Annotated in this window: 23 protein-coding genes; 7 read left to right on the top strand and 16 right to left on the bottom strand. The window is 46.7% G+C overall.

The features are described from left to right. Positions 1–329: 329 nt before the first annotated feature. The 7 genes from HWY38_RS07250 to HWY38_RS07220 form a co-directional block, all read right to left on the bottom strand. Complete coding sequence (locus tag HWY38_RS07250; RefSeq protein WP_224181554.1) at positions 330–1,532, bottom strand: MFS transporter; 1,203 nt, start codon at positions 1,530–1,532, stop codon at positions 330–332. Positions 1,533–1,647: 115 nt separating this feature from the next. Beyond that, complete coding sequence (locus HWY38_RS07245) at positions 1,648–2,736, bottom strand: toxic anion resistance protein (protein ID WP_007609246.1); 1,089 nt, start codon at positions 2,734–2,736, stop codon at positions 1,648–1,650. Positions 2,737–2,742: 6 nt separating this feature from the next. Further along, a complete protein-coding gene (locus HWY38_RS07240) occupies positions 2,743–4,365 on the bottom strand; it encodes a YceG family protein (protein ID WP_224181577.1) in 1,623 nt (540 codons plus the stop codon). 72 nt (positions 4,366–4,437) lie between these two features. Then, positions 4,438–5,211, bottom strand: coding sequence for a TerC family protein (locus HWY38_RS07235; RefSeq protein WP_003156644.1), 774 nt, complete (start codon positions 5,209–5,211; stop codon positions 4,438–4,440). A gap of 38 nt (positions 5,212–5,249) precedes the next feature. Next, positions 5,250–5,828: a TerD family protein gene (locus HWY38_RS07230; protein WP_032872756.1), complete on the bottom strand. Its 579-nt coding sequence runs from the start codon at positions 5,826–5,828 to the stop codon at positions 5,250–5,252. Positions 5,829–5,861: 33 nt separating this feature from the next. Beyond that, the gene (locus tag HWY38_RS07225; protein ID WP_003156648.1) at positions 5,862–6,443 is read right to left on the bottom strand and encodes a TerD family protein; all 582 of its coding nucleotides are present in this window, start codon (positions 6,441–6,443) and stop codon (positions 5,862–5,864) included. Between the two features lie 23 nt (positions 6,444–6,466). Beyond that, positions 6,467–7,063 (bottom strand): TerD family protein, encoded by a 597-nt coding sequence (locus HWY38_RS07220; protein ID WP_003156649.1) that lies wholly within the window; start codon positions 7,061–7,063, stop codon positions 6,467–6,469. A gap of 275 nt (positions 7,064–7,338) precedes the next feature. On the opposite strand from HWY38_RS07220, the gene HWY38_RS07215 reads away from it, so the two are divergent. Further along, complete coding sequence (locus tag HWY38_RS07215) at positions 7,339–8,334, top strand: LLM class flavin-dependent oxidoreductase (RefSeq protein ID WP_224181553.1); 996 nt, start codon at positions 7,339–7,341, stop codon at positions 8,332–8,334. A gap of 46 nt (positions 8,335–8,380) precedes the next feature. Here the strand turns inward: HWY38_RS07215 and HWY38_RS07210 are convergent, their stop codons facing one another. The 4 genes from HWY38_RS07210 to HWY38_RS07195 all read right to left on the bottom strand — a co-directional run bounded on the left by HWY38_RS07210 (position 8,381) and on the right by HWY38_RS07195 (position 12,751). After that, positions 8,381–9,220 carry a metal ABC transporter permease gene (locus tag HWY38_RS07210; RefSeq protein ID WP_007409044.1) on the bottom strand — a complete coding sequence of 280 codons (840 nt, stop codon included), beginning with the start codon at positions 9,218–9,220 and terminating at the stop codon, positions 8,381–8,383. After that, positions 9,178–9,873 carry a metal ABC transporter ATP-binding protein gene (locus HWY38_RS07205; RefSeq protein ID WP_224181552.1) on the bottom strand — a complete coding sequence of 232 codons (696 nt, stop codon included), beginning with the start codon at positions 9,871–9,873 and terminating at the stop codon, positions 9,178–9,180. The genes HWY38_RS07210 and HWY38_RS07205 overlap by 43 nt, the downstream gene beginning before the upstream one ends. A 54-nt stretch (positions 9,874–9,927) precedes the next feature. Then, positions 9,928–10,887, bottom strand: coding sequence for a metal ABC transporter substrate-binding protein (locus HWY38_RS07200; RefSeq protein ID WP_011996284.1), 960 nt, complete (start codon positions 10,885–10,887; stop codon positions 9,928–9,930). Between the two features lie 184 nt (positions 10,888–11,071). Next, positions 11,072–12,751, bottom strand: coding sequence for a glycoside hydrolase family 13 protein (locus HWY38_RS07195; RefSeq protein WP_224181551.1), 1,680 nt, complete (start codon positions 12,749–12,751; stop codon positions 11,072–11,074). Between the two features lie 224 nt (positions 12,752–12,975). On the opposite strand from HWY38_RS07195, the gene HWY38_RS07190 reads away from it, so the two are divergent. The 4 genes from HWY38_RS07190 (at position 12,976) to HWY38_RS07175 (ending at position 15,828) form a co-directional block, all read left to right on the top strand. After that, complete coding sequence (locus HWY38_RS07190; RefSeq protein WP_015416749.1) at positions 12,976–13,617, top strand: dTDP-4-dehydrorhamnose 3,5-epimerase family protein; 642 nt, start codon at positions 12,976–12,978, stop codon at positions 13,615–13,617. A gap of 1 nt (position 13,618) precedes the next feature. Next, positions 13,619–14,242, top strand: coding sequence for a dTDP-4-dehydrorhamnose 3,5-epimerase (locus tag HWY38_RS07185; protein ID WP_224181550.1), 624 nt, complete (start codon positions 13,619–13,621; stop codon positions 14,240–14,242). A gap of 15 nt (positions 14,243–14,257) precedes the next feature. After that, complete coding sequence (locus tag HWY38_RS07180) at positions 14,258–14,515, top strand: histidine kinase (protein ID WP_224181549.1); 258 nt, start codon at positions 14,258–14,260, stop codon at positions 14,513–14,515. A 74-nt stretch (positions 14,516–14,589) separates the two neighbouring features. Next, entirely contained in the window at positions 14,590–15,828 is a 1,239-nt protein-coding gene (locus tag HWY38_RS07175; RefSeq protein WP_224181548.1) for an MFS transporter, read from the top strand. 3 nt (positions 15,829–15,831) lie between these two features. On the opposite strand, the gene HWY38_RS07170 is transcribed toward HWY38_RS07175, so the two are convergent. Beyond that, a complete protein-coding gene (locus HWY38_RS07170; protein ID WP_224181547.1) occupies positions 15,832–16,608 on the bottom strand; it encodes a glucose 1-dehydrogenase in 777 nt (258 codons plus the stop codon). Positions 16,609–16,724: 116 nt separating this feature from the next. Further along, positions 16,725–17,846, bottom strand: coding sequence for a tetratricopeptide repeat protein (locus tag HWY38_RS07165; protein ID WP_003156660.1), 1,122 nt, complete (start codon positions 17,844–17,846; stop codon positions 16,725–16,727). Between the two features lie 109 nt (positions 17,847–17,955). Between HWY38_RS07165 and HWY38_RS07160 the strand changes: the two genes are divergently transcribed. Further along, the gene (locus tag HWY38_RS07160) at positions 17,956–18,459 is read left to right on the top strand and encodes a M15 family metallopeptidase (protein ID WP_032872745.1); all 504 of its coding nucleotides are present in this window, start codon (positions 17,956–17,958) and stop codon (positions 18,457–18,459) included. On the opposite strand, the gene HWY38_RS07155 is transcribed toward HWY38_RS07160, so the two are convergent. Continuing rightward, the gene (locus tag HWY38_RS07155) at positions 18,456–19,814 is read right to left on the bottom strand and encodes a YcdB/YcdC domain-containing protein (protein ID WP_224181546.1); all 1,359 of its coding nucleotides are present in this window, start codon (positions 19,812–19,814) and stop codon (positions 18,456–18,458) included. The two genes, HWY38_RS07160 and HWY38_RS07155, sit on opposite strands and share 4 nt — an antisense overlap. Before the next feature lie 200 nt (positions 19,815–20,014). Then, complete coding sequence (locus HWY38_RS07150; RefSeq protein ID WP_224181576.1) at positions 20,015–21,415, bottom strand: YcdB/YcdC domain-containing protein; 1,401 nt, start codon at positions 21,413–21,415, stop codon at positions 20,015–20,017. A 126-nt stretch (positions 21,416–21,541) separates the two neighbouring features. Between HWY38_RS07150 and HWY38_RS07145 the strand changes: the two genes are divergently transcribed. Then, positions 21,542–22,537 (top strand): DUF5105 domain-containing protein, encoded by a 996-nt coding sequence (locus HWY38_RS07145; RefSeq protein ID WP_038456882.1) that lies wholly within the window; start codon positions 21,542–21,544, stop codon positions 22,535–22,537. Positions 22,538–22,580: 43 nt separating this feature from the next. Here the strand turns inward: HWY38_RS07145 and HWY38_RS07140 are convergent, their stop codons facing one another. Further along, positions 22,581–23,513: an aldo/keto reductase gene (locus tag HWY38_RS07140; RefSeq protein WP_224181545.1), complete on the bottom strand. Its 933-nt coding sequence runs from the start codon at positions 23,511–23,513 to the stop codon at positions 22,581–22,583. Between the last annotated feature and the right edge of the window lie 33 nt (positions 23,514–23,546).

Raw genomic sequence — 23,546 nt, 5'->3', positions numbered from 1 at the left:
TCAAACAAACATCATAATCCCTTTTTATTTTGTATCATTACTTTAAAAACATCCCTGTGTCTTATTTTCCTCTGGTATGCTTCTAAATACTCTCTAATCCTCCTTATTGAGGATAAATTATAAAGGAAATCGGGCTTTTATCAGGCTTGAGAACGTTTCCATCGAATGTGCTGCAAACTGATTTCCTATCCTTTTTTTACAAATACAAGAATTTTTTTGCGACATTGTCCCGGAAAAAGAAGTTTTCGCCTCCTGAAAACAAGGAATATTAAGGAAAAATATAGGTCTGCCAACAGACAACTCACTAAAAAAGCACCCCAAAAGGGTGCTCATTGCGCAAGCTCTGTCTGTTTCGTTTCTTTTCCGAGAATAAGAATGGTGATGACGGCAATCAGGATAGCCGCACAAAAGACGGCGAAAATCGCTGTAAACGAAACATTCCGGGCTGCAAGCGATCCGACGAGAAGCGGACCGAAAATGCCGCCGATTCTGCCGACGGCCGCCGTTGTGCCGGAACCGGTCGCACGGATCTCCGCAGGATACTGCTCCGGTGTATAGGCGTAAAGCACGCCCCATGCGCCGAGATTGAAGAAGGACAGAAGCATGCCGGCTGTGAGCAGCATGGCCAATGAATCCGCGGCACCGAAGAAATAAGCGCTGCCCGCCGTTCCGAGCAAATAGATGACTAAGACGGTCTTTCGCCCCGCTTTTTCGATCAGCCACGCCGCAGAGAAATATCCGGGAAGCTGGGCAAGTGTCATCAGAAGGACGTATTCGAAGCTCTCAATCATGCTGTAGCCTTTCATCAGCATCACGCTCGGCAGCCATAAAAACATGCCGTAATAAGAAAAGACGACGCAGAACCAAACGACAGACAGCAGCACCGTCGGCCGGATATACGGTTTCGTCCAGACACTTCCCGCCTGCCCGCGTATGCTTTTTTTCTGCGGCAATGCCTGATGCGCCGGTGATTCCGGAAGGCTTTTCCGCAAGTACAGCGCATAAAACGCGGCCAGCGCCGTTAAGAGCAGCGCGGCCTGCCAGCCGAATGACGGTATGACAAAGTAGGAAATCACCGCCGCAAGAAGCCAGCCCGCGGCCCAAAAGCTCTCAAGCAGCACGATGATCCGTCCCCGCTTTTCAGGAGGGGACGCTTCTGACACGAGCGTTGAGGCGACAGGCAGTTCCCCGCCAAGCCCCATTCCGATCAGAAAACGCAATATGAGAAAAACCGTCAATCCCGTTGCGAAAGCGGATATGCCGCTTCCGACAGAAAAGAATAACAGCGTGATCATAAACACTTTTTTCCGGCCGATCCTGTCGGCCAGCATTCCGAATACAAACGCACCCGCTGCCATACCGATGGAATTGACGCTTCCGATCCATTTCATTTGATCGGGCGTTAAATTCCAATCAGTGTGAAGCGCGGCGATAATAAACGATAAAATTCCGACATCCATCGCATCAAACAGCCAGCCCATTCCGGCAATCGCCAGAAGTTTTCGCGGAGTGACGGCAGGTTGTTTGTTCATAAGCAGCACCTCAAATCGAAAATGATTACCGTATAAGTTTACACCTGTCTTTACACATTGTCATTATCTTTTTTCGCAAAAAAACCCCGCTTGCCGTAAGCAAGCGGGGTGTGTGTTAATTCTTTAAAACTGCGTTTTTAATATTATCCTGAAGCTGTTGAATCCGTTTCGCGCCGTCTTCTCTGATACGTCTGTTCTCTTCCTCGATCTGTTTCGTTTCCTGCATACCGCTGACGATCGTGTTCCAAGACGTTTCAATCGTCTCAATGTCAATGCTCGGACGGCCTGCCATACGGGCGATCTCCACGCTTTGGTTTGAAATATTTTCAGCGTTGCGCTTCAGCATTTCATTCGTGCGGCGGTCCAGCTCGCTCATTGAATCAGCCACAAGCTTTTGCCGTTTGACTGTGACAGCCTGAATGATGCCGTTTTTGAAAATCGGAATCGTAATGACGAAAGCGGAATTGATTTTCCCGATGAGCTTCGTATTCCCGCGCTGAAGGAGGCGGATCTGCGGCGCCGTTTGCAGCGCCACCATCCGCGCCATATCTAAATCATACACACGCTCCTCAAGCGCCTGAAGCCCGTCACGAAGCGTATCAAGCTGCATTTGCGCAAGCTGGTTTCCGCCGGCCGCTTTTTCTTCATAAGAAGGAATGAGCGCCTGCATTTCCTCAAGCTTCATCTGCCCGGCGACGACATACTTTTCAAGCTCCATGTAGTAGTTAATGTTGTTTTCATACATCTCTTCTAGCGTATGGTTCGTCTTTGCCATTTCATCTTTGTATTTTGAAATTTCGACGTGGATTTTTTCAATTTCTCCGCCCAGAGTGCGGTACTTTTGAAAAATCTTTTCAATCATGCTGTTGCCGCGTTTGAACATTTTAGCGAGAAATCCTTTTGGTTCATCGAAATCATTTTTGTCAAAACGATCCATGATTTTTCCGAGCTGCGTCAGCATTGTGCCTGAATCCGTGACACTTGTTGTTTTCATCATATTTAAGATGCGGTCGGAGAACTTCGAGATTTCAACTGCCGGTTCTTTTCCGTACTCCAGCAGCTCCATTTGGTTTTTCACATCAATCTGCTGCGAAATGCGCTGCACCTCAGGGTCTTGGCGCAGCTGCACCCTGATGTCATCTGCTTTTTGTTCAGAAATCTCTTCATTTTTATCAAGAACAAGCGGATTTTGATTTTCTGTCATATTTATTTACTCTCCCTGCTTTTGCGTAATGGTTCTAAACAGCTTTCTTACGAGTGACGGCTCCTTATATTCCTGCCGAAACACCATGTCCTCCAGCCAATGGACATCGAATTGGCTTTCTTCAATATAATGCTCAATGTCCTGATGGCCCGGCGGATTATACAAGATGATATCGACGCCGAATTTATTTAAAAACAAAAGAGCGGCGGCATCAGAACGTGTGAGTTCGCCATTTTGTTCCGTATGATATAAAACGAGTTTCGGAACGGTTTGGGCGTAATCAAACGTCTGAATCAATTGCAGCAGCGAAGCGGGCAGATTCGTCGCCTGGCGGAACAAATAGATTGCGGCATCCCTTGACTGCTCCCCGGGCAAAGCCTTCAGCCCTGGGTTTCTGCACATGTCAGAAATCACATTGGCGATGGCGCTCTGCACACCTGAAGGCAGATGCTTGTACTGCCAGATGTTGCTTCTTTTCAGCCTGTCCGCGTCAATCGCTCCTTCTTCGTTCAAAACCTGACTGTAGTGATACTGGTAGTTGGCTTTCAGCTCTTCCGTAAACGGAAAACTGCGGATCATGTGTGTCTCCTGATAGTCCGCGGCGGTATGGAGTCTGTTCCAATATTCTTTCGTATCTTTGGAAACCCCCATCACTTTCGCAAAAAGGTTCGGAACGGCCACCCGCTCCCTGTCCGCTTTAAATTGCGGCCGGATAAACGCCCGCTCCTTCGCAATGAGAAATAACTCATCATACGTCGTTTTTAATGTCACGGACTGCGGGGTATGATCCCTGAACTGCCAAGGCTTATACATCATAGATTCCTCATGGTTCAGCACATGCTCAATTTCTTTCGTTGACCGGTAGGCCGTCGTGGACGTTCTGTCCGGCTTTTCTTTCGGGAATGGCTCAAGGCCGCCTGTTGCGGGGAGCTTTATCACAAAGCTGAGTTCCTCATCCGGATCAATCAAGCTGAACGGATCTTCCGCAGCCGGATGAAACAATAGGACGTCACAGCCGATCAGCATGAGATAATAGAGAAAATAGAGCTGGCTTTTGGTAGCGTCTCCATACCACACCACCTTCGGCATCTCACGCTCTATATCGGCTTGTTCGAGCCATGGATTCAGGTGGTTCAGCGAAAACTTTGACACATCCAAGAGCACACGCCGGAAATCGGGGTGATTCAGCCCGTTTTCATGCCGGTCCGCAAAGGTTTCCAAAAGCGTCATAAACGCGGTTCTCAGCCGGCGGTGCATAAGCGGATCAGAGTGTTTGGCAAGCAGCCTGCCCCCATCGAGAAACGCGACAAATCTGGAAACCGAAAGCCCTTTCTCTTTTTGATTGACCGAATGGATGTGCTGGAGCGCCTGAAACGTTTCAGGCGCGATGGTCTTATCCAGCGTCTCGCTTAACACATGGATGTTTTCATGAGAAGACAGCTCGAAAAGCTTATTGTAATACTCCGTCTCATCATAAGGAGTGCCCAAAATCCGGACGGCAAGCCGGGTAAACGCCAGCCCGTTTTCCCGCTCGTAACCGGGACGTTCCGGCAGCGGCCGCATCAGAAACGTTTCCCAGTCATCGTTTTCCGGCTCGGCCTTTCGGATCACCAATTCTTCCTGCCTCATCATCTTCCTCCTTTCTCTTCATGATTATCGGTACAAAAAAGGAAGGAAATGAACTCTCCCTCCTTTTTTGTTTTATTCTTCTTTAGATGCAGCCGTTTGCTCCTGAACCTGCTTTTGTTTGTTGAAATAGTGGATAATAAACGTTACCACAAACGCAGCGATGATGATTCCGAAGAACACAACGTGCGGCATTTCATAATCAAAGGCGCTCGCCGCCATTTTCACGGCGATAATCCCGATCAGCACGAAAGCCGTGTTTTCAAGCTCAGGGATTTTATCAATTAAAACAAGGAATACTTTTGCGACTGTACGCATCATGAGAATGCCAAGCATACCGCCGATCAAGAGCACCCACACTTTTTCCGATACCGCAAACGCGGCCAAAATGCTGTCAACAGAGAAGGCCAGATCCATTAACTCAACTGAAACGACAGTGGCCCAGAAAATTCCGAACGTACGGACCATCCATGAATTTTTCTTCATGCCTTCCGTATCGTCATCACCTTCTCCGATCCAGAAATGCTTAATGACGAGCCAAGCCAGGTACAGCGCGCCAAGCACTTTGATCCACCAGAACTTAATGAGCAGCATTCCGATCCCGATAAAGATAAAACGGAAAATATATGCCCCGAACAATCCGTATGTTAATGCTTTCTTCCGCTGTTTTTCAGGCAGATGCCTTACCATAACCGCAAGCACTAACGCATTGTCGGCCGACAGCAGCCCTTCCAGCAGAACCAAGGAACCGATCAGCCCCCATGATACAGGGTCAGTCAGCACCTCACCCCACATTTTCCAATCAAAAAAGGAAGCGTAGGTCGACATAATATGATGTAGAAAATCCAAGTTTTTTCCTCCTATTTAGTAAAACGGTAATTTCCTGCTTACACCTGCAAGCCGTAATTCCGGCAAAGTGATGCCAGACCGCCGGAAAACCCGCTGCCGATGGCGTTAAACTTCCACTCAGCCCCATGGCGGTAAAGCTCACAAACGACAACCGCCGTTTCAATCGAGAAGTCTTCCCCTAAATCGAAACGAAGCAGTTCATTCTGGCTGTTTTCATCGACGACGCGCACGAACGCGTTAGACACTTGTCCGAAATTTTGGCCGCGCGCTTCCGCATCATGAATCGTGACGGTGATGCCGATCTTTTCAATATTTGCGGGTATTTTTGAGAAATCGACGATAATTTGTTCATCGTCTCCCTCGCCCTCGCCCGTCCGGTTGTCTCCCGTATGGATGACGCCCCCGCTTGGGTGTTCCAGGTTATTGTAGAAAACAAAATCAAGATCATTTACACAGTTGTCATGGGCATCGACAAGAAAAGCCGACGCGTCAAGGTCAAAGTCATGCCCTCCGGAGTACTTGTTCGTATCCCAGCCTAAGCCGATCACCGCTTTTGTAAGGCCTGGGTTCGTTTTTGTCAGATCAACACGCTGTCCTTTCGATAATTGAATAGCCATGTGCCGTCCTCTCCCTTCTGTGTTTGATATGGTTCAGCCGATTTGCAGGCCGTAATCTGTCGCAATACGGGCCAGTCCGCCTTGGTAGCCTGAACCGATCGCGGAAAATTTCCATTCGCCGTTATGTCTGTAAAGCTCCCCTGCGATAATGGCTGTTTCAATTGAGAAATCTTCAGCCAGATCGTAGCGGATCAGCTCTTCATTTGTCTCTTCATTGACAATGCGCACGAACGCGTTGGAAACTTGTCCGAAGTTTTGGCCGCGCGCTTCCGCTTCATGAATCGTGATGACGAATGAAATTTTGTCAATAGCCGCAGGCACCGCGCTCAGGTTGACTCTTACGCTTTCGTCATCGCCCTCGCCCTGGCCTGTCAGGTTGTCGCCTGAATGTGCGACAGAGCCGTTTCCGCCTTCAAGCTGATTATAGAAAATGAAATCATCGGGCGACGCGCATCTTCCTGCTTCATTTAATAGAAAGACGCTGGAATCTAAATCAAAATCATGTCCGCCGTCGTATTTGTTTGTATCCCAGCCAAGGCCGACAACGACTTTAGAAAGACCCGGATTTGTTTTAGTCAAATCTACTTTTTGTCCTTTTGCCAATGAAATTGCCATGTGAGCACTCTCCTTTTTATCGTTTAGGCGTATCGGTTAACGATATCGCCGATTTTTGTATCGTTTGTGCCTTCTCCTACTGCGGCGAATTTCCACTCGCCGTCCTCGCGGTAGATTTCAGCCGCGATCAGGCTCGTTCTGCCTGAATAGTTATCTCTTAAATTGTAAGTCACCAGTTCTTCGCGGTTAGCCTGATCAACGACGCGGATGAACGCGTTTTGAATCATACCGAAGTCCTGTTTTCGTCTGACGCAGTCGTAAATATTGACGACAAACACAAGTTTATTAATCTGAGCGGGCACTTTCGCCAAATCGATGAGAATTTGTTCATCATCGCCGTCGCCTTCTCCCGTCAGGTTGTCACCCGTGTGTACGACACCGCCGCATCGGCTTTTCAGATTGCCGAAATAGATGACGTTTTTACTGTCTGTCATTTTATCATTTTCAAGCATCAGTACGGAAGCGTCACAGTCGATATTGGCACCGCCTCCGCCGAACAGTTTTCCGAAAAAGCCTCCGGATGATACAGGGTCCCAGCCGAGTCCGACCAGCAGTTTTGACAGGCCGGCTTTTCCTTTTGTTAAATCAATCCGCTGTCCTTTTTGTAAAGAGATCGCCATATGATTCACTCCTATTCTGTAAGGGTGCCGCTAAGCACGCCGCAAGTGCGCATTTTTACTAAATTCCGGGACAAGAATCCCGGTGTTTATTAAGATATACGTCTTTTATTATATCAAAGTTTCATAAAACATAAGAATTTTTGGCGAAAAACGGCGAAAAATTACTTCCTATATTCTCCTTCGTTCCGGAGAGAATAGAGAAAACAAAGAAATTGACGGGGACTGAACATTTTTCCTATCCTTGTATCAAAACATGTCAGGAAAGGGGCAGACGAGTGATTGATTTAAGCATACTTGATCAGGCGCCCGTATCCAAAGGAAACGGGCCGCACGAGACGCTCCGCCGTTCCGCGGAGCTCGCCCGCCTCAGCGAAGGTTGGGGCTATAAGCGGTACTGGTTTGCCGAGCATCACGGCACAAGAGGGCTCGCAAGCGTTTCGCCGGAAATTATGATCGCTCATACCGCCGCAGCTACAACATCCATCCGTGTCGGATCAGGCGGCGTGCTGCTGCCGCAGTACAGCCCCTATAAAGTCGCGGAAACTTTCCGTCAGCTTGAGGCGCTGCACCCGAACCGGATTGACCTTGGGGTCGGACGCTCACCGGGCGGCACAACGAAAATCCGGCTCGCCCTCACAGACGGGGTAAAGAAAAGCATGACCGAGTTTAACAGGCAGCTTCAGGATTTATCATCCTTTCTGACAGATTCAGTTCCCTCGGACCATGCTTATGCAGGAATAAAAACAGCGCCTTTAATTGAAACAGCCCTGCAGCTTTGGGTGCTCGGCCTCGGGGAAAACAGCGCCAGACGCGCCGCTCTTCAAGGTGCGGGCTATGTCTTCGGCCATTTCATTAATCCGGAACGCGGGGAAAAAGCTTTTCAGATCTATCGGGACCATTTCCGGGCCTCCGCCCACTTTTCCGCTCCCGCCTCGCTCTGTGCCATTTTCGTCATATGCGCGGCTACGGATGAGAAAGCGGAAGAACTCGCCTTAAGCCAGGATTTATGGCTTCTTCGTGTCGGAAAAGGCGCCGACAGCCGCGTGCCGAGTGTGGAAGAAGCGAAGGCTTATCCGTATTCGCCGGAGGACCGTAAACAGATAGAAGAAAACAGGAAGCGGATGGTGATCGGCTCTCCTGCCGCAGTGAAACGCCGTCTGCTTGAACTTTCCGAGCGGTATCAGACAAAAGAGATGATGGTGCTGTGCAACGTCTTTGATTTCGAAGCAAAAAAAGAGTCATATGAGCGTCTTGCTGATATATTTCTGTAAAAAAAAAAGCCGTCAAACGGAGCAGCAGATGAGACTGCTGCACCGCTTAACGGCGATTTTTTCGTTCTTTTCCTTTTTTAAACGCATTCCAAATCCCCTGCAGCGTAAACCCGAGCAGAAGCAGAATGATTAACAGTAAAGTGATTGACGGCCCCGGAGGCGTTCCGAGCTGGTACGAAGACGTCAGCCCCATGAACACACTGAAAAGAGAAATAATAATGGCTGCCGCAAACACCCATTTAAACCCTTTGGCGATACGGATTGCAAAAGCCGCGGGCAGTACGAGGAGCGCGGAAACGAGCAGCACGCCGATAATCGGAATAATGACCGAAATCGCCAGCCCCGTCACGATGCTGAATGACATTGACAGGAGGTTTGTGTTAATGCCTGATGTCTTTGCCGTCGCCTCGTCAAAGGTAAGCAGATAGAGCGGTCTGTTTAATATAATGAAATAAAGCAGGATCAACAGGGTAATTCCGCCGATAATATAGACCTGCTGCTGGCTGACCGTGACAAGCGATCCAAATAAATATTGATCGATGCTCATTGACGCGCCGCCTTTTGACAGGCTGATCAGAAACATCGCAAACGACAGCCCGGCCGCCATTAAGATTGCGATAGATACCTCTGAATATGTACGGTACGCCCGCCGCATGTATTCAATGCCGATCGCTCCGATCGTGACGACAACGATGCTCGCCGCCGTAATATTGGTACTGAGAAAAAAACCGATGGCCACGCCCGACAATGAAATATGAGACAGCGTATCCGCCATCAGCGCCTGTCTTCTCAGCACGAGATATACGCCTAATATCGGCGCCATAATTCCGATCATGCTTCCCGCTAGAAAAGCTCGTCGCATGAATTCCAAGTCAAACATTTCCATCCGCCTTTTTCCCCCCTCTCAAGCCGTATGACTTTATCCAGATACTGCTGTACTTCGTTTTGTTCGTGTGTCACCATGACGACGGTGCGGTTGTGATTTTTCACCTGATGGTGCATAAATTCGTAGAAACCCTGTCTGCTTTCATAATCAACCGCGGTTGTCGGCTCATCAAGCATCAGCAGATCCGGATTGCTCGCAAGCATTCTCGCAATGCAGATTTTCTGCTTCTGTCCGCCGGATAAATCGCCGATTTTTCGGTGGCGGAAATCCCACATTTCCACCATCTTCAGCGCGTTTTCCACCTCGTGGTGATCCGTTACGTTCAATCGTTTAAACCATTTTCCTTTCGTATAACGGCCTGATTGCACAAGCTCCAGAACCGTGCTTGGGAATCCTGCGTTAAATGAAGAAATCTGCTGGGGAACATAGCCGATTGTCAGGCGTTTTCCGGCTGCGTTTTTTTTACTGATCTCGGCCGTTCCTTCCCAAGGTCTGAGCATGCCGAGCATGACTTTCATGAGCGTCGATTTTGACGCGCCGTTCGGCCCTGTAATGCCGACGAATTCGCCGCTTTTGATTTCCAGCGACACGCCGTCAAGCACCGGTGTATGCGAATAACCAAAAACGATATCCTGTAATGTAACGAGATTCATGCTGACCTTCCTTTCCCGCATAGAAATAGTGTGCACCCCGCGGCGCACACTATGTTATTTAACCAATAGCGAATCTTTCAGTGCATCAAGGTTTTTCTCCATAATGTCGATATAACCGATGCCTTTGTCCCGTTCTTTTTGGCTTAAACCTTCCAGTGTATTGAGCACTTCCGTTTTCGCGCCGATTTCACCGGCAAGTGTATCTGCAACTTTAGGCGATGCAACTTCTTCAAAGTAGATGATCTTCACATCATGCTTTTTGGCAAACGTTTTGAGATCCGCCAGTTTGGCCGCACTCGGCTCTTCTTCAGGAGAAAGGCCTGCAATCGCGACTTGTTTTAAGCCGTATTCTTTAGCGAGATAGCTGAATGCCGCGTGCTGTGTGATCAGTTCTTTTTTCGCCGCTTTATTTAATGTTGTACGGTATAGTTTATCAAGATCCTGCAGTTTTGCAATATATTCTTTACTATTTTTCTCATAGTATGCTTTATTCTTCGGGTCCTGTTTTACGATCTGTGCCGTAATGGTTTTGACCTCTTTTTGCGCAAGAACCGGGCTGAGCCACACGTGAGGGTCCATGCTGTGGCTGTGGTCATGACCGCCGTGTCCATGTTCCTCTTCCTCTTCATCCGAACCTTCGAGTAAGTCAATTCCTTTTGACGCCTTTACAAACTTCGCATGATCAGAGCCCATGCTTTTTTCCGCTGAAGGAACCCATGTCTCCATATATTCGCTGTTGTATACGAAAAGATCGGCGTTTTGAATGCCGGCGATATCCTTCGGCGTCGGCTCCCAATCATGGGGTTCGACCGAAGACGGGATGAGAATGTCTACATCGCCTTTGTCTTTGACAATTTGTTTCGTGAATTCGTACATAGGATAAAAGGTCGTCACGACGTGCAGTTTGCCGCTTTTCGAAGAACCTGACGAACCTTTTGAAGATGAATTGCCGCAGCCCGCCGCGATTAAAAAGCATGCCGCAATGACAATGATTCCGCTCCATTTTTTAAACAAGCCGTTTCCCCCTGTTCTGTAAATCAGAATGATGACGATTTCCAAAGCGTACTTTCTCGTTCATTTGTTACCTATACCATAATAAAACGAAGTAATTACGTTTTGCAAGATATTTTTTCTAAATTGATATCCGATTTACCTAAAAAACCCCCGCCATGTATGGACGAGGGCTTCATATCACATATCAGGCAAGCAGATAAACTCTTGTTTCATAAGGACGGAATGTGATGCGGGATTCCGTGCCGCCGTCATTTTCATAGTTGCTGAGAAGCAGCTCGGCGCTTTCAGGTTCGGAGCCGTCCGGCCAATAAAAGACGGCTTCTTCTTCCGATACGTTGCTGATGGACATGAGTTTTTGTCCGTTTGCCTGTCTTTCATACACAAACAGCTGCGGGTCATCAGGAAGCAGCAGCGTGTAGCTGCCTTTTATGATATCAGCATACTGTTTTCGCAGGCGGATCAGTTTTTTGTAAAAGTTCAATATAGAATCGGGATCATCCTGAGCCTCGGCCGCATTGACGGTTTTGTAATTGGGATTGACCTTGAGCCACGGTTCGCCCTCCGTAAATCCGGCATTCTTGCTGCCGTCCCACTGCATCGGTGTACGGGCATGATCCCGGCTTTTCGCCATAATGGACGCCATGACTTCTTCCCTGTTGCGGCCCATTTCAAATACCCTTTTATGATACATATTGACGGTCTGAATATCTTGATAATCCTCTATTCTGTCAAACGGAGCGTTTGTCATGCCGATTTCTTCCCCCTGGTAAATGTACGGCGTGCCTTTCATGTAATAAAGCAGGGCGGCAAGCATTTTGGCGGATGCTTTGCGGTATGTGCCTTCGTCTCCGAAACGGGATACGATCCGGGGCTGGTCATGATTGCACCAATACAGCGTATTCCAGCCTCGATGTTCCAGTTTTTCCTGCCAGTCTGTGAGCACTTTCTTTAAATCGGACAGCTCAAGCGGTTTTACATCCCAATGCTCTTGGCCCGGCTTTTGATCAAGCTCCATATGCTGAAAATGAAAAATCATATTCAGTTCATGCTCATCGGTTCCCGTGTAGACCAGCCCTTCCTCAGGCGTCACTGATCCGGCCTCGCCGACCGACATCACGTCATATTTGGAAAATACCTCTTTCGTCATTTCTTTTAAGTAATCATGTATCCGTGCCCCGTTTGGCCGGAAAGGCTTCGGATCGGCCCGGCGGGCGATGTAATCTTCATATGGCGGCAAATATTCTTTTTTTGACAGGAGATGGAGCTGGTCTATACGCAATCCGTCCACGCCTTTATCGAGCCAAAATCTCATCATCTCGTACACTGATTGCCGAACCTCGGGATTTTCCCAATTCAGATCGGCTTGTTTGACGGCGTTCATATGCAGGTAATATTCGCCCGTATGTTCTTCGTACTGCCAGACGGATTGTCCGTAATCCGACACCCAATCGGTCGGCGGTCCGTCCCCGGTGCCCGGCCGCCAAATATAATAATCGCGGTATTTGCTGTCCGGATTCATTTCCGCCTCTTTGAACCAAGGATGCTCCGTGGAGGTATGATTTAAGACGAAATCCATCACAAGCTTTAATCCGCGGCTGCGGCATTCTGTAAGCAGATCGTGAAAGTCCTCCATCGTTCCGTAAGATTCCATAATTGCTTGATGATCCGTCACGTCGTAGCCGTTATCAACGTTTGGCGACGGGTAAATCGGGCAGATCCATATCACATCAGCGCCAAGTTCTTTTATATAATCGAGACGCGCGATAATCCCCCGCAGGTCGCCTATGCCGTCGCCGTTCGTATCTTGAAAGCTTCGCGGATAGATTTGATAGACAACGGCGTCTTTCCACCAGTCATTCGCCATAAAGTTTAATCTCCTTTATTTTTAGTAGATTATTTCCTTATTTTTATTAAACGTAAACAAGGTCTTCCCTATATTCCCCAAACGCGATATGACCACTTGAGCCACAGACCGAAAAATAAAAAATCCAATTATTACAAAATATGTTTACAACATTCTAAAAATTGGTTATTATTTGATTATTCAAACTAATAAGTATTTAAAACGAATGAGAGGAAGTGGTACGCATGAAAGAGGAAGAGATCGAGAAAACCGAAATTGAAGGATTGTTTTTCCAAAAGAATCTATATACTTGTTCTCCTGATGAAAAATACTCCCACGTAATAGCAAGCGATGGGCCTGGGATTTCCGATATGGTTACTCATAGTAATCAATTTTCCTATCAACATTACGGCATTCACATAGCCCAAGTAGATAGATTAACTTTTTTTGGTGATAGAACACAAAAAATCATCGGTCATTTTGTTGATTGCAGAAAGGGTTCGCCAACACTTCATAAAAAAGTAGTACTTGAATATTATCCAGATCCTAAAAAAATGCTTTATATTGACAGAGGCATTGCACATACTTTTGATGGACTGGAAAATGTATTAACCAGAGACGAGCCTATTTGGTACCTCTCAACTGGAAATATTCATTATAATATGGCAAATGATGTCGTTAATGTAGATAGAAACGAAAGCATTGAACATTTTCCTATTTTAGAAGTAAACAAGTATCCTATCCCAAAAGAAGCCTATGAATTTGCTCTTAAGGTTCAACAACACAATATGAAAGATCTCCAGGAATTCCCTCATAGATTTCAAATTCAATTAGATGGCAAAATGCGCTATGTAAATTTAAAACCTAAAAAAAGAAGTGAGGTGTAGCATGAATACAATCGAAAAAACCGATATACAGGGACTGTATTGGAAAAAAAATTATTATGTAGGAACCGGAATCCGCAGTTATACTTTGGTGGCAAATGAGGGGCCGATTGTTACCGATGTATTCTTTTTTGAGGATGATACCCATTATAAGAACTTTTATTTGCATATTGGACAAATTGACAGATTCACTTTTATCGGAGACGAAAATCAAACGATAACAGCTGAATTTATTGATTGCAGAGAGAACTCCCCTACACTTCATCAAAAATTAACAATGGAATTCACGCCTGACCCCCGAAAACATTTAGTTATAGAAAGAGGCATTGCAAAGAGATTCCTTGGATTAAAAAATACAACCATCCGTTCCGAACCAATACTTTTTGCAACAAACGAAAATAATGGTTATATCGTAGGAAATGACCGCTTAATTTTTTCTGAAAAAACAAATGCGAAGGAATTCCCTAAAGTAAATATCAATAAACTCCCTCTGCCCAAAGAGGCGTTGCAATTCCTGTTAAAAAAGGAGCAAGAAGTTCTGAAAACCGGTAAAAAACCTTCATTTTCTTATGAAGCTTATATTGACGGGGAACTGAAACGAATACAAATGAAACCAAAGGGAAATTGAAAGGAGGTGATATAAATGACAACTGTAATGGAAGATATATATACTTCCCTGAATGAGCTGGAAGATCTAGTAAACAAAATTGATAATCCTTTAGAAAAAGAAGGACTAAAGGCGTTCATCAATTGTATTACTCCTCAGCTTATGGATGAAGCCTCGATTGCATTGCTTGGAAAAATTGCTCAAACACCTTATGGTGCTGCCTCAATTGAAGCAAAAAGCGCCAAAGACTTACTGGAAGAAATAGGGGACAATTACGAAGTTACGATTGAGTAGAGTAATCGAGAAGAACTTAGCTGTCCTAAGTTCTTCTCTTTATTATATTTAACATTATCGGAAAGGATTAAATCATGATTAAAAACAGAGCGCTTCTTTTTGTTGTCAGCAGTAATTTTATACACAAATTAACTGAAAATATATATGACCTCGTTCTCCCCTTATTAATACTTTATTTCACAAACTCTCCAATTTTAATGGGGGTTTGCTACGCTTTAGGTTTTTTGGCGGATTTTCTTGCAGCCTATTTTGGCGGTGCCGTTATAGATTCATATAATAGAAAAAAGGTGCTTATCTTCATTTCAATATCACAGGCATTCCTCATTTCTTTCATTCCAATCTTCCATGAATTACAGATCCTAACGGCACCCCTCGTCTTATTTATTGCTTTTTTTATTGATCTGCTGATCGCGATGTATGGTTTAACTGACATATCTATCATTCCTGAAATTGTGAAAAAGAGTGATCTGCCCTCAGCTAATTCTTTTTCTCAGATCGCTTTATCAATAGCTACTTCAATCGGCCCTTCAATAGCCGGTTTATCATTAACCATATTTGGATTATTTAATAGCCTATGGTTTACGTTTTTAGGTTTTTTGATCCTTATCTTCTCGCTTAGATTAATAAACTACTCAGATAAAGAGATAACAGCTGCTGCAACTCCTAAGGAAATTCTCAGGAAAAGTTTTGAGGGTCTTAAATATACCCTCTCGATTAAAGTCTACAAGCTGCTGACGTTATGGAACCTATTTATAAATTTAGGGTTAACAGGTGCGGTTCTCATGATTATGTTCAAACTAAAAGAAGAGCTTCATATCACAGAAACACAAATCGGTTTCATTTATACGCTAAGTGCTGCAGGCGGAATCATTAGCGGTCTTATTCTTCCCTACGTGCACCGTTTTTTCAAGTCAGCACATGCATTGTTTATTTCATCTTTCATGACTGCATTGTCTTTACTGATTCTTGCACACAGCGATCATTGGCTGACAATCGGAATTCTTAATTCCGTTTTAATGGGGAGCATAGGTTTGAATTCCAGACTTGTAAGTTTGCTTTTTCAGACTCATGTCCCTGCTGATTATTTAGGACGAGTTTTTAGCGGTTCAAGGCTCATCTCAACATTACTGGCTCCCCTTAGCGTTTTAGCCGCAGGCTATTTTTCTCATAAACATGGTACTTTGCATGTGTTCCAGGCAGGCTCATTTATTATAATATTGACAAATATTGTTTTTCTGTTCACTTCACTTCGACACGAAGACTGGCGTCTCCTAAAGGAAGAAAGTGACGTTAAAAACGAGAAATTAGTATAATTTTCACTCCAGCTGAGACGGATAAAGCGTCATGCCTCCGTCGACGAAAAGTGTCGTTCCGGTCACGTAACTCGCTTCTTCCGACACCATCCATGCGGCGGCCGCGGCGACTTCTTCCGGTTTTCCGAAGGCGTTCATCGGAATTTTTTTCAGCTGGGCTTGCTTATGTGTTTCATCTTCCAGATCCTTATTGGACTCCGTGGCGATCGTGCCGGGAGCGATGGCATTCACCCGGATGCCTTTGTCTGCGTAATTGAGCGCCATCGTTTCCGTCATCATTTTGATCCCGCCTTTGGATGCCGAGTACTGCACGTTTTCAGGGCGGGGTATTTGCTGATGAACGCTCGATATGTTTAAGACCGTTCCTTTTTTGCCGCGCTCGAGCATATGTTTCAGTGCCGCTTTCGCCCCCAAAAAGGTGCCGGTCACATTGACGTCGATGACCCTTTGCCAATCCTCCAGGCTCATTTCATGGGGCATCGCTTCGGTCCCGTTAAAGCCGGAATTGTTGACCATCACGTCCACACCCCCGAAATGCTCCTGCGCGGCATGAAACAGCGCCTGAATCCCTTCTTCTGAGGATACATCGGCTTTTACGGTGACGGCTCTGCCTCCCGCTTTCTCAATGATGTCCGCCGCTTCTTCCGCTCCGGAGGAATCACCAAGGTAATTCACAACCACATTCATCCGCTCCTTGCCGAAGCGTTCGGCAATGGCTTTTCCGATTCCTTTCGAAGAACCTGTTACAATCGCTGTTTTTCCCTGTAAATCCTGATACATTGTCTCATTTCCTCCCTGATGTTAATACAGAGCATGTACCCGGTTTTAATCGGCTGAAAACAAAAGGAATCATAAAAAGAACGATGAAACCGAAGCTCCCTCGTTCTTTTTTTTCATTATGCGTAGTTGTTCATTTGCAGCCTTTTTTGCACGCCGACAAGCCTGCTGAAAAAATAAGATGCCGCTTTGTAGTTCTCCCGTTTATGAAAGAAATGAGCCGCGTCCTGAAGCAGTTCCTCTGTGTCAGCCAACAGCTCTTTTGATTCCAGAATGTCAAAATACTCTTTGAGCGAATCCTGTCCGCCTTCCCCCTGATAAAGCTCTTTAATCAGACGGAATTTTGTCATATAGATCTCATCTTCCCACTCCGCAGCGCTTCTCATGCCCCGCGCGCAGCTGGCGGCGGCTTCACTGTATTTTTCCGTTTTAAAGTAGATATGCGTGAGTGAAAAAACAGCCTGGATGACCTGTCGGAAGCTGTGTGCTTCAAATCCGGCAGCCGCCCGTTCAAAATCCTCCGCCGCCTTGCAAAAGTCACCCAGACTGTACATACAGTGCCCGATATTATAATAGGCCGCAGCAATCATATATTGATCATCAAGCCGCTCCGCGTGTTCCAAGGCGCATTCGAGGTATTCCAGCGCTTTTTTATGCTGCTGGGCGTCCATCAGATTTCCGGCAATGATAAATTTGCACTGCACCCTTCTCATTCCGTATAATTCATATTTCTTGTAAATATCAAGCGCCTGCCCCGCGTAATTCATCGAAAAGAAAGTCTGCTTGATATGATAGTACACCTCAGAAATTTTATACAGAAACTCGGCTTTCTCTATGTCATCTTCCACATATTCAAGCTTTTCCTCAGCCCGCTTATAATGAGAAATCGCTGAGATGAAGTTTTTCTGCTTAAATTCATACATTCCCCTGAAATAGTAAAAATAATATTCCAGTAAGCCGGTCAGCTTTTGCTGGTTCATCTCAATCTCAGTGAGCATTTCAGAGAACGGAGGCTGGCAGTCGCCGTCTTTCATGGGTTTTAATTTATCCAGCATGATGCGGTGCCTAAATTCCATCAATGAAAAATACAACAATAAATCCTGGTTCTCTTCCATATCTTCGAGTTCATATTGAATCTCCCGCTTCAGCGCTTCAGCTTTATCGGCTTCAAACGCGCGGATCAGCTTATACCATTCATTCATCTTTACGGCCACTTCTTCAGATGGAATCTTGGATTTCATAGATTTGCCTCCTTCCTCCGGCTACTAATTATGTTATATTTTATCATAGCAAATTTATGGCAGTGAGCAAACAAAGATTTTAATCTATTAAAGAAAGAGAGAATTCACCATGAAACGACCAGTCAGAATTGCGCTGCTTTTGATCCTCTTCTTTTCCGCAGACCTATGTTTTTCCTATGTGCAGAAAGAATTGAGGCCGCAGACGGCATTACAAGATAGAGCCATTCCAAGCGCTCTTCACCCGCTCGTGAGGCAGAATGCGGAGCTATTGCAGACGGCCGCTCTGAAAAAAGGCATCACCGTCGTTATCACAGAGGGTTTCAGATCAATTGAGGAACAAAACGAATTGTACCGTCAAGGACGTTCAAAAAAAGGAAATATCGTCACCTACGCAAAAGGCGGGGAATCTTACCACAATTACGGCCTTGCGATCGACTTCGCCCTGCAAAAAAAGGATGGAAGCCTGATTTGGGATATGACGTACGACGGAAACCGAAACGGCACGCCCGATTGGCTTGAGGTCGTATCGATTGCCAAAACGCTCGGTTTTGATTGGGGAGGCGATTGGAGAGGCTTTAAAGATTATCCTCATTTACAAATGATCCCTGGCTAATAAAACCTTTTCTTTTTTCGCTTTTGCGCATCAATGTACGGAGGATAGACAGGCCTGTACACAAGCTTATATCCTTCATTGCCGGACGGCGTAAAATCGCGCTGCCACTCCAGCCGCAGATGGAAATCGGATAAAAAAGCGGCCTTTGCTTCTTCGGGAGTAACGGCCGGCACCGGATTGATCTTCTCCAGCTGCTCCGGGTCAATGTCAGGCGCCATGTAAGCTTCCACAAGCCCCGTTACGGGACTGACAAGTATTCTCGCAGCGCCGAACCGCAGCGGAATATCCTGATGCCATATGGAAAAATGGAAGCGGAACCTGCCCCTTCCGTCCGTTTTCAGCGGGTTCATTTTAAAAAACTCGTCCGCTCTCGGATAAAGCTTGTATAAAAATTGAAGCGCGACGGCCTCACACTCTTCCGCAGAATAAAAGGCCGGGCCCTGATGCTCAATAAAAGATTTAAAGGCTGTCATTTTCCCTGTCTTTTTGTCCGTTTTCATCTTCATTGTATTTTTGTTGCTGCTTTCAAAATAGCTTTCGATACTCAAATCTTTCCGTTCCGGAACCGACCCTTTCCGCCATGTCGTTCCGATCTCATCCCCGAGATCGCGCCGGCGCGTCTGAACCATATCCGCGGTAAACCCCATTAATTCATCCAGGCTGATTTCCCGTTTATGTTCAAACACGGGAAGCGGTTTTGCCGGCTCATTCCTGTCTTCGCAAAGCTGCTGATCCGGCACGATATCATCTTCACCGGCCGGATAGCTGTAAGCCGGCAGAATCGGTTCATAGACGAGACGCGGTATGTTCTCAAAATTGACCACATCATAGACGAGACTGAATGTCAGCACACTCATATAATGCGAGACCACTTTTTCCCGATCGACGAATGTTTCCGGAACGGGCGCTTCACCCTTATCCCCGTAATAGATAAACTGCACGACGAAGCCGCTCCTGGTTACATCAACGAAAAAACCTGAATCGGGAAGCGGCCGGCCGAGCACTTTTTTTGTATAGATAAATCGGATGCACCCATTGCGTTCTTCCCTCGCCTGAAAGATGAAATTCATAAAAGTAAGCGGGCGGTGTCTCGCCGCAAACCGAAGAGCCGTCAGCTTTAATTCGGCGTCTGACAGCTGCATGTCTGAACTCGGACAGTCGTTGCGTGAATAAGTAAGCAAAGATCCGTCGTCGCCCAGCTCAATCGTGACCGTTTTATCCGGCTGGTTACGATTTTTCCATATATAATAGGCTTTCGTTTTTTGTTTTTCATCATAATCTTCTATTTCAAGCTCATAGTGCGGCGGTATGTTCCCGATTTCCAGCGCTTTTTTTCTCAGATGTTCTTTCAGCAATGGGGTCATCCTTTCAGAAGAGTGTATAAAAAAGAACTGTTTTTTATTATATAAAAACGTCCTTATCCTTTTAAAGGGAAGAAAGTGCCTTTTATGTGTCTATTTTTAGCAAAGAGGGAAAAGAGCCGTATTCAGAGCGGCTCTTTTTCATACAAATGTCACACTCCCCGTGAAAGCCCCGGGACGAACGCCCATGACCTTCAGCCTATTAAACTCGTGATCGCTTCTCCCGTATGAGCCTCAATAAACCGCGGGAAAACCGGCTTGTATACGAGCCTGTACACTTTTCCGCAGCTGTCGTCATCGTAACAACGATCCCAAGCGAGCTCTGCTTTGATGGCCCGGCGGATCGCATCCTTCGCCTCTTCCATTGTCAATGAAGGAACGGGATCGATTTCCTCGAGCTCTTTCGGATCAATTTCCGGCGGCATATATACAGTGACAAGACCCGTCTTTTTGCTGACACAGATTCTCCCCTCTCCGAATCGCAAATCAACGCCGCCCGAACAAGCCTTATATGTAAGCCCTGCGTTTTCTCCTTCATCATCCGGTTCATCATATTGAACCCGGAAATACTGATCCGCTTCCGGAAACATGGCGAATAAAAAGCGGATGGCCATGTGATGGCATTCTTCCTCGGAAAACTCCGGTTCGCCTTCACTATGTATAAATGACATCACTCCGGCGAGCCGGCCCGATTCTTTATCATACCTTGTTTTCAATACGTGTTCATTCCGTTCTTTAAACAGACTTTCAAAGCTTTTATCTTCCCGTACGGATTTTGTTTTTTCAGGACGCCAGGCAATGCCGATACAGCCCTCTCCAAGATCGCTTTCCCTCTCTTTATAAAAACCGTCGTGCAACCCGATCATGTCATTGATGCTCATCTTTTCCGCTTCAGGTGCAGGGCGTGAAATCGGGACATACGGCCGCGTGCCGTCTTCCAGCTCTTCATATTCGTCTAATTCTGCATTCTCTTCCTTCAGGTCGGCCGATATCGGCCGCGTCGGAGACACGATTTCATAGACGAGATGGGGCTTGTCATCCCCCTGCATATAGACGGACTGATGCAGGACGGTGAACAACAGCTCTGCTTCAATATGTTTGACAAAGTGAGCCAATGCTTCCCGCTTGTCCGCAATTGTCCCGGGCCTTACAAGATCATCGGCCTTCCCATGGTAAGAAAAACCGGTTACTTCCCCTGTCAAAGACAGGTCGACGTAAAACCCGGTCAGCGGAAGCGGCAGACCGTCAGCCATCTGAACATAGGAATATCTCACATCGCCATCATTGGCGGAGCCGCTGTTTTCCAATTCGAACTCAGCCAATGCCCCAGGACGATGGGTTTCTAAAAACGCCCGCATCCGTTTTTCTATGTCCGATTCTGAAAGAGGCGGCAGATCAGTCTGGAAAGCCGGACGGGATAAGTATTTCAGTTTTCCGTCCCGGTCTAATTCGACCATGATGCCGGCTTCCGGATCATTCTTATCTTCCCACCAAAACAGAACCTCATCTTCCTGGTATTCTTCCACATTAGTCTCGTAGCGGGCAGGTACGTTTCCGATTCGGAGAGCCAGCTGTTTCAACTCTTCTTTTTTCATCATAACACTTCCTTTTCTTCCAAAAAGATTGATGATTACCAAGACTCTTTTATACAAAACTAGTATAATTAACCTGTCCATCTTCATGACTATCGAATTAATCATTAACAACAGGGGGTAAACCAGATGTCCATCAAAAAAATGAGCGCCGTGTTTTTCATTCTGCTTCTCACGGCATTTACCGCCGCATGCAGCAGCGAAACGAGCGGCGGCCAGGAAAGCAGCACGGCGAAAGTGAAAATAAAAGAGACGGCATGGGCCGCTTCAGACGATACTGAACATCCGGCCGCGCTGAAAGTAACGGTCACTGTCAAAAATACGGGCAAAGACCCGCTTACCGTCAAAAGCAGCGACTTCTCGCTTTATCAGGATGACGCGAAAACAGCCAAGGCCGATAAGGAAGATTTGATGCAGAGCGGCACGCTTCATGCGGGTAAGACAGTGACAGGCAATCTGTACTTCACGGCTGACGAAGGCAAATCATATGAATTGGTATATCAGCCGCAGGCAAAAGACGCGAAGCCTTTATCTTATAAACTGAAAGTCAAAGGCACAGCCTCAAAAGCAGTACCTGACCCGGCGGACGCATTATCCGCCTACATTGATGTGATGCTGTACGGCAAACACAATAAAGATTTCACCCGCCTGACCGGGGTAAATGAAAAAATGACGGCCGCCGCATATCAGGAATCGGCGAAAGCCAGCTTTATCACCTCAGCAGGCATTTCACAAGAACAGGCGGATCCAAAAGCCATTTCCGCTATTATTGACGCCATGTCATCAGCGCTGCGGGATAACACAGAGCTCAAGGTGCATACCAAATCCATGTCAGGCAAAAAAGCCGTCCTTGAAGCAAAAGTGACGCCGCTTGATATGTCTCCGCTTGCGGGCCAGCTGCAAGACCGCGTGCAAGACTATGCCGGAAAGCACCCCGATGCGGATGAAAACGAAATTGTCAGCCACCTGCTTTCTGTCTATCCGGAAGAGTTTATGCGCCTGAAACCGGCTTCTTCTTCCGTTACAAGAGAAATCGAGATGAAGAAAAACGCCCGCGGCCAGTGGTATCTGGATACAGACGCCGATCTGGAAGGATTGACAGAAGCGTTTTTGAAAACGTCCTGACAACAAGAAAGGAAATAGCGCAGGCTATTTCCTTTTTTTATTTTCACTTAAAGATGTCACTGATATATTGAACCTCATCCTCGGTTAACTGCACATGAAGCGCGTCCAGATTGTGTTTCAGCTGGTCAGGGCGTTTGGCTCCGGGAATGATCGCATCCACCGCCGGCTGCGACAGAAGCCATGCGAGTGCGATATGCGCTGTCTGCGCCCCTTTTTCCGCCGCAACGGCCCGAAGCTTATCCACTCGATCCAGATTTTGGCGAAAAGCTTCTCCCTGAAACGGCGGCCTGTTCTTTCGGCTGTCCTCAAAGACTGTGTCTTTTGTAAACTTTCCCGTCAGCAAGCCGGAAGCAAGCGGAAAATAAGGAATAAAGGAAATGCCGTTCTTTTCACAATAAGGCAGCAGATCATGCTCCGCCTCACGCTGAATCAGTGAATATTCCGATTGAAAAACCTCTAAATAGCCGTCGGCGTTAAACTCCTGCAGTTGCCGGAAGCTGAGGTTGGACGCGCCGATTGCTCTGATTTTCCCTTCGTCCTTCAGTTCTTTTAGCGTGCCCGCCACTTCGGAGAGCGGTGTTTTGCCGTCAGGGAAGTGGACGTAATACAAATCAATCACGTCTGTTTTCAGCCGCTTCAGGCTGTTTTCCGCCTCACTCCGGAGAAATTCACGGCTGTTGTCCAGCTCGATTTGTCCGTTGACTTCTTTATGCGCGCCTTTTGACGCAATCACGAGGCTGTCCCGCACGCCGCGCTCTGCGACAACTTCACCGATTAACTCTTCGGAACGTCCCAAACCGTATATAAACGCCGTATCAATAAAATTGACGCCGCCGTCCAACGCTGTGCGGATGAGTTCTTTTCCCGTTTCATCATTAAGATTCGGAAACAGATTATGTCCTCCGACCGCATTAGCGCCAAAGCCGATACGCTTTACCCGTAAATCCGTCCTGCCCAGCGTACGTGTCTCATCCATGGCTCAGGCTCCCTTCCTTTTATCGCTCTGTTT

Source organism: Bacillus sp. KS1 (assembly GCF_020075515.1).
Lineage (GTDB): Bacteria > Bacillota > Bacilli > Bacillales > Bacillaceae > Bacillus > Bacillus velezensis.
Note: the sequence above shows the minus strand (reverse complement) of the source record. Positions and strands in the feature narration are given on the sequence as shown.

Coding starts and splice junctions, on each gene's coding strand:
- HWY38_RS07245 (WP_007609246.1), bottom strand. CDS start 2,736: ATGACAGAAAATCAAAATCCGCTTGTTCTTGATAAAAATGAAGAGATT.
- HWY38_RS07185 (WP_224181550.1), top strand. CDS start 13,619: ATGAATACAATCGAAAAAACCGATATACAGGGACTGTATTGGAAAAAA.
- HWY38_RS07150 (WP_224181576.1), bottom strand. CDS start 21,415: ATGAAAAAAGAAGAGTTGAAACAGCTGGCTCTCCGAATCGGAAACGTA.
- HWY38_RS07250 (WP_224181554.1), bottom strand. CDS start 1,532: ATGAACAAACAACCTGCCGTCACTCCGCGAAAACTTCTGGCGATTGCC.
- HWY38_RS07220 (WP_003156649.1), bottom strand. CDS start 7,063: ATGGCGATCTCTTTACAAAAAGGACAGCGGATTGATTTAACAAAAGGA.
- HWY38_RS07140 (WP_224181545.1), bottom strand. CDS start 23,513: ATGGATGAGACACGTACGCTGGGCAGGACGGATTTACGGGTAAAGCGT.
- HWY38_RS07210 (WP_007409044.1), bottom strand. CDS start 9,220: ATGGAAATGTTTGACTTGGAATTCATGCGACGAGCTTTTCTAGCGGGA.
- HWY38_RS07240 (WP_224181577.1), bottom strand. CDS start 4,365: ATGAGGCAGGAAGAATTGGTGATCCGAAAGGCCGAGCCGGAAAACGAT.
- HWY38_RS07160 (WP_032872745.1), top strand. CDS start 17,956: ATGAAACGACCAGTCAGAATTGCGCTGCTTTTGATCCTCTTCTTTTCC.
- HWY38_RS07205 (WP_224181552.1), bottom strand. CDS start 9,873: ATGAATCTCGTTACATTACAGGATATCGTTTTTGGTTATTCGCATACA.
- HWY38_RS07190 (WP_015416749.1), top strand. CDS start 12,976: ATGAAAGAGGAAGAGATCGAGAAAACCGAAATTGAAGGATTGTTTTTC.
- HWY38_RS07195 (WP_224181551.1), bottom strand. CDS start 12,751: ATGGCGAATGACTGGTGGAAAGACGCCGTTGTCTATCAAATCTATCCG.
- HWY38_RS07175 (WP_224181548.1), top strand. CDS start 14,590: ATGATTAAAAACAGAGCGCTTCTTTTTGTTGTCAGCAGTAATTTTATA.
- HWY38_RS07165 (WP_003156660.1), bottom strand. CDS start 17,846: ATGAAATCCAAGATTCCATCTGAAGAAGTGGCCGTAAAGATGAATGAA.
- HWY38_RS07230 (WP_032872756.1), bottom strand. CDS start 5,828: ATGGCTATTCAATTATCGAAAGGACAGCGTGTTGATCTGACAAAAACG.
- HWY38_RS07170 (WP_224181547.1), bottom strand. CDS start 16,608: ATGTATCAGGATTTACAGGGAAAAACAGCGATTGTAACAGGTTCTTCG.
- HWY38_RS07225 (WP_003156648.1), bottom strand. CDS start 6,443: ATGGCAATTTCATTGGCAAAAGGACAAAAAGTAGATTTGACTAAAACA.
- HWY38_RS07145 (WP_038456882.1), top strand. CDS start 21,542: ATGTCCATCAAAAAAATGAGCGCCGTGTTTTTCATTCTGCTTCTCACG.
- HWY38_RS07180 (WP_224181549.1), top strand. CDS start 14,258: ATGACAACTGTAATGGAAGATATATATACTTCCCTGAATGAGCTGGAA.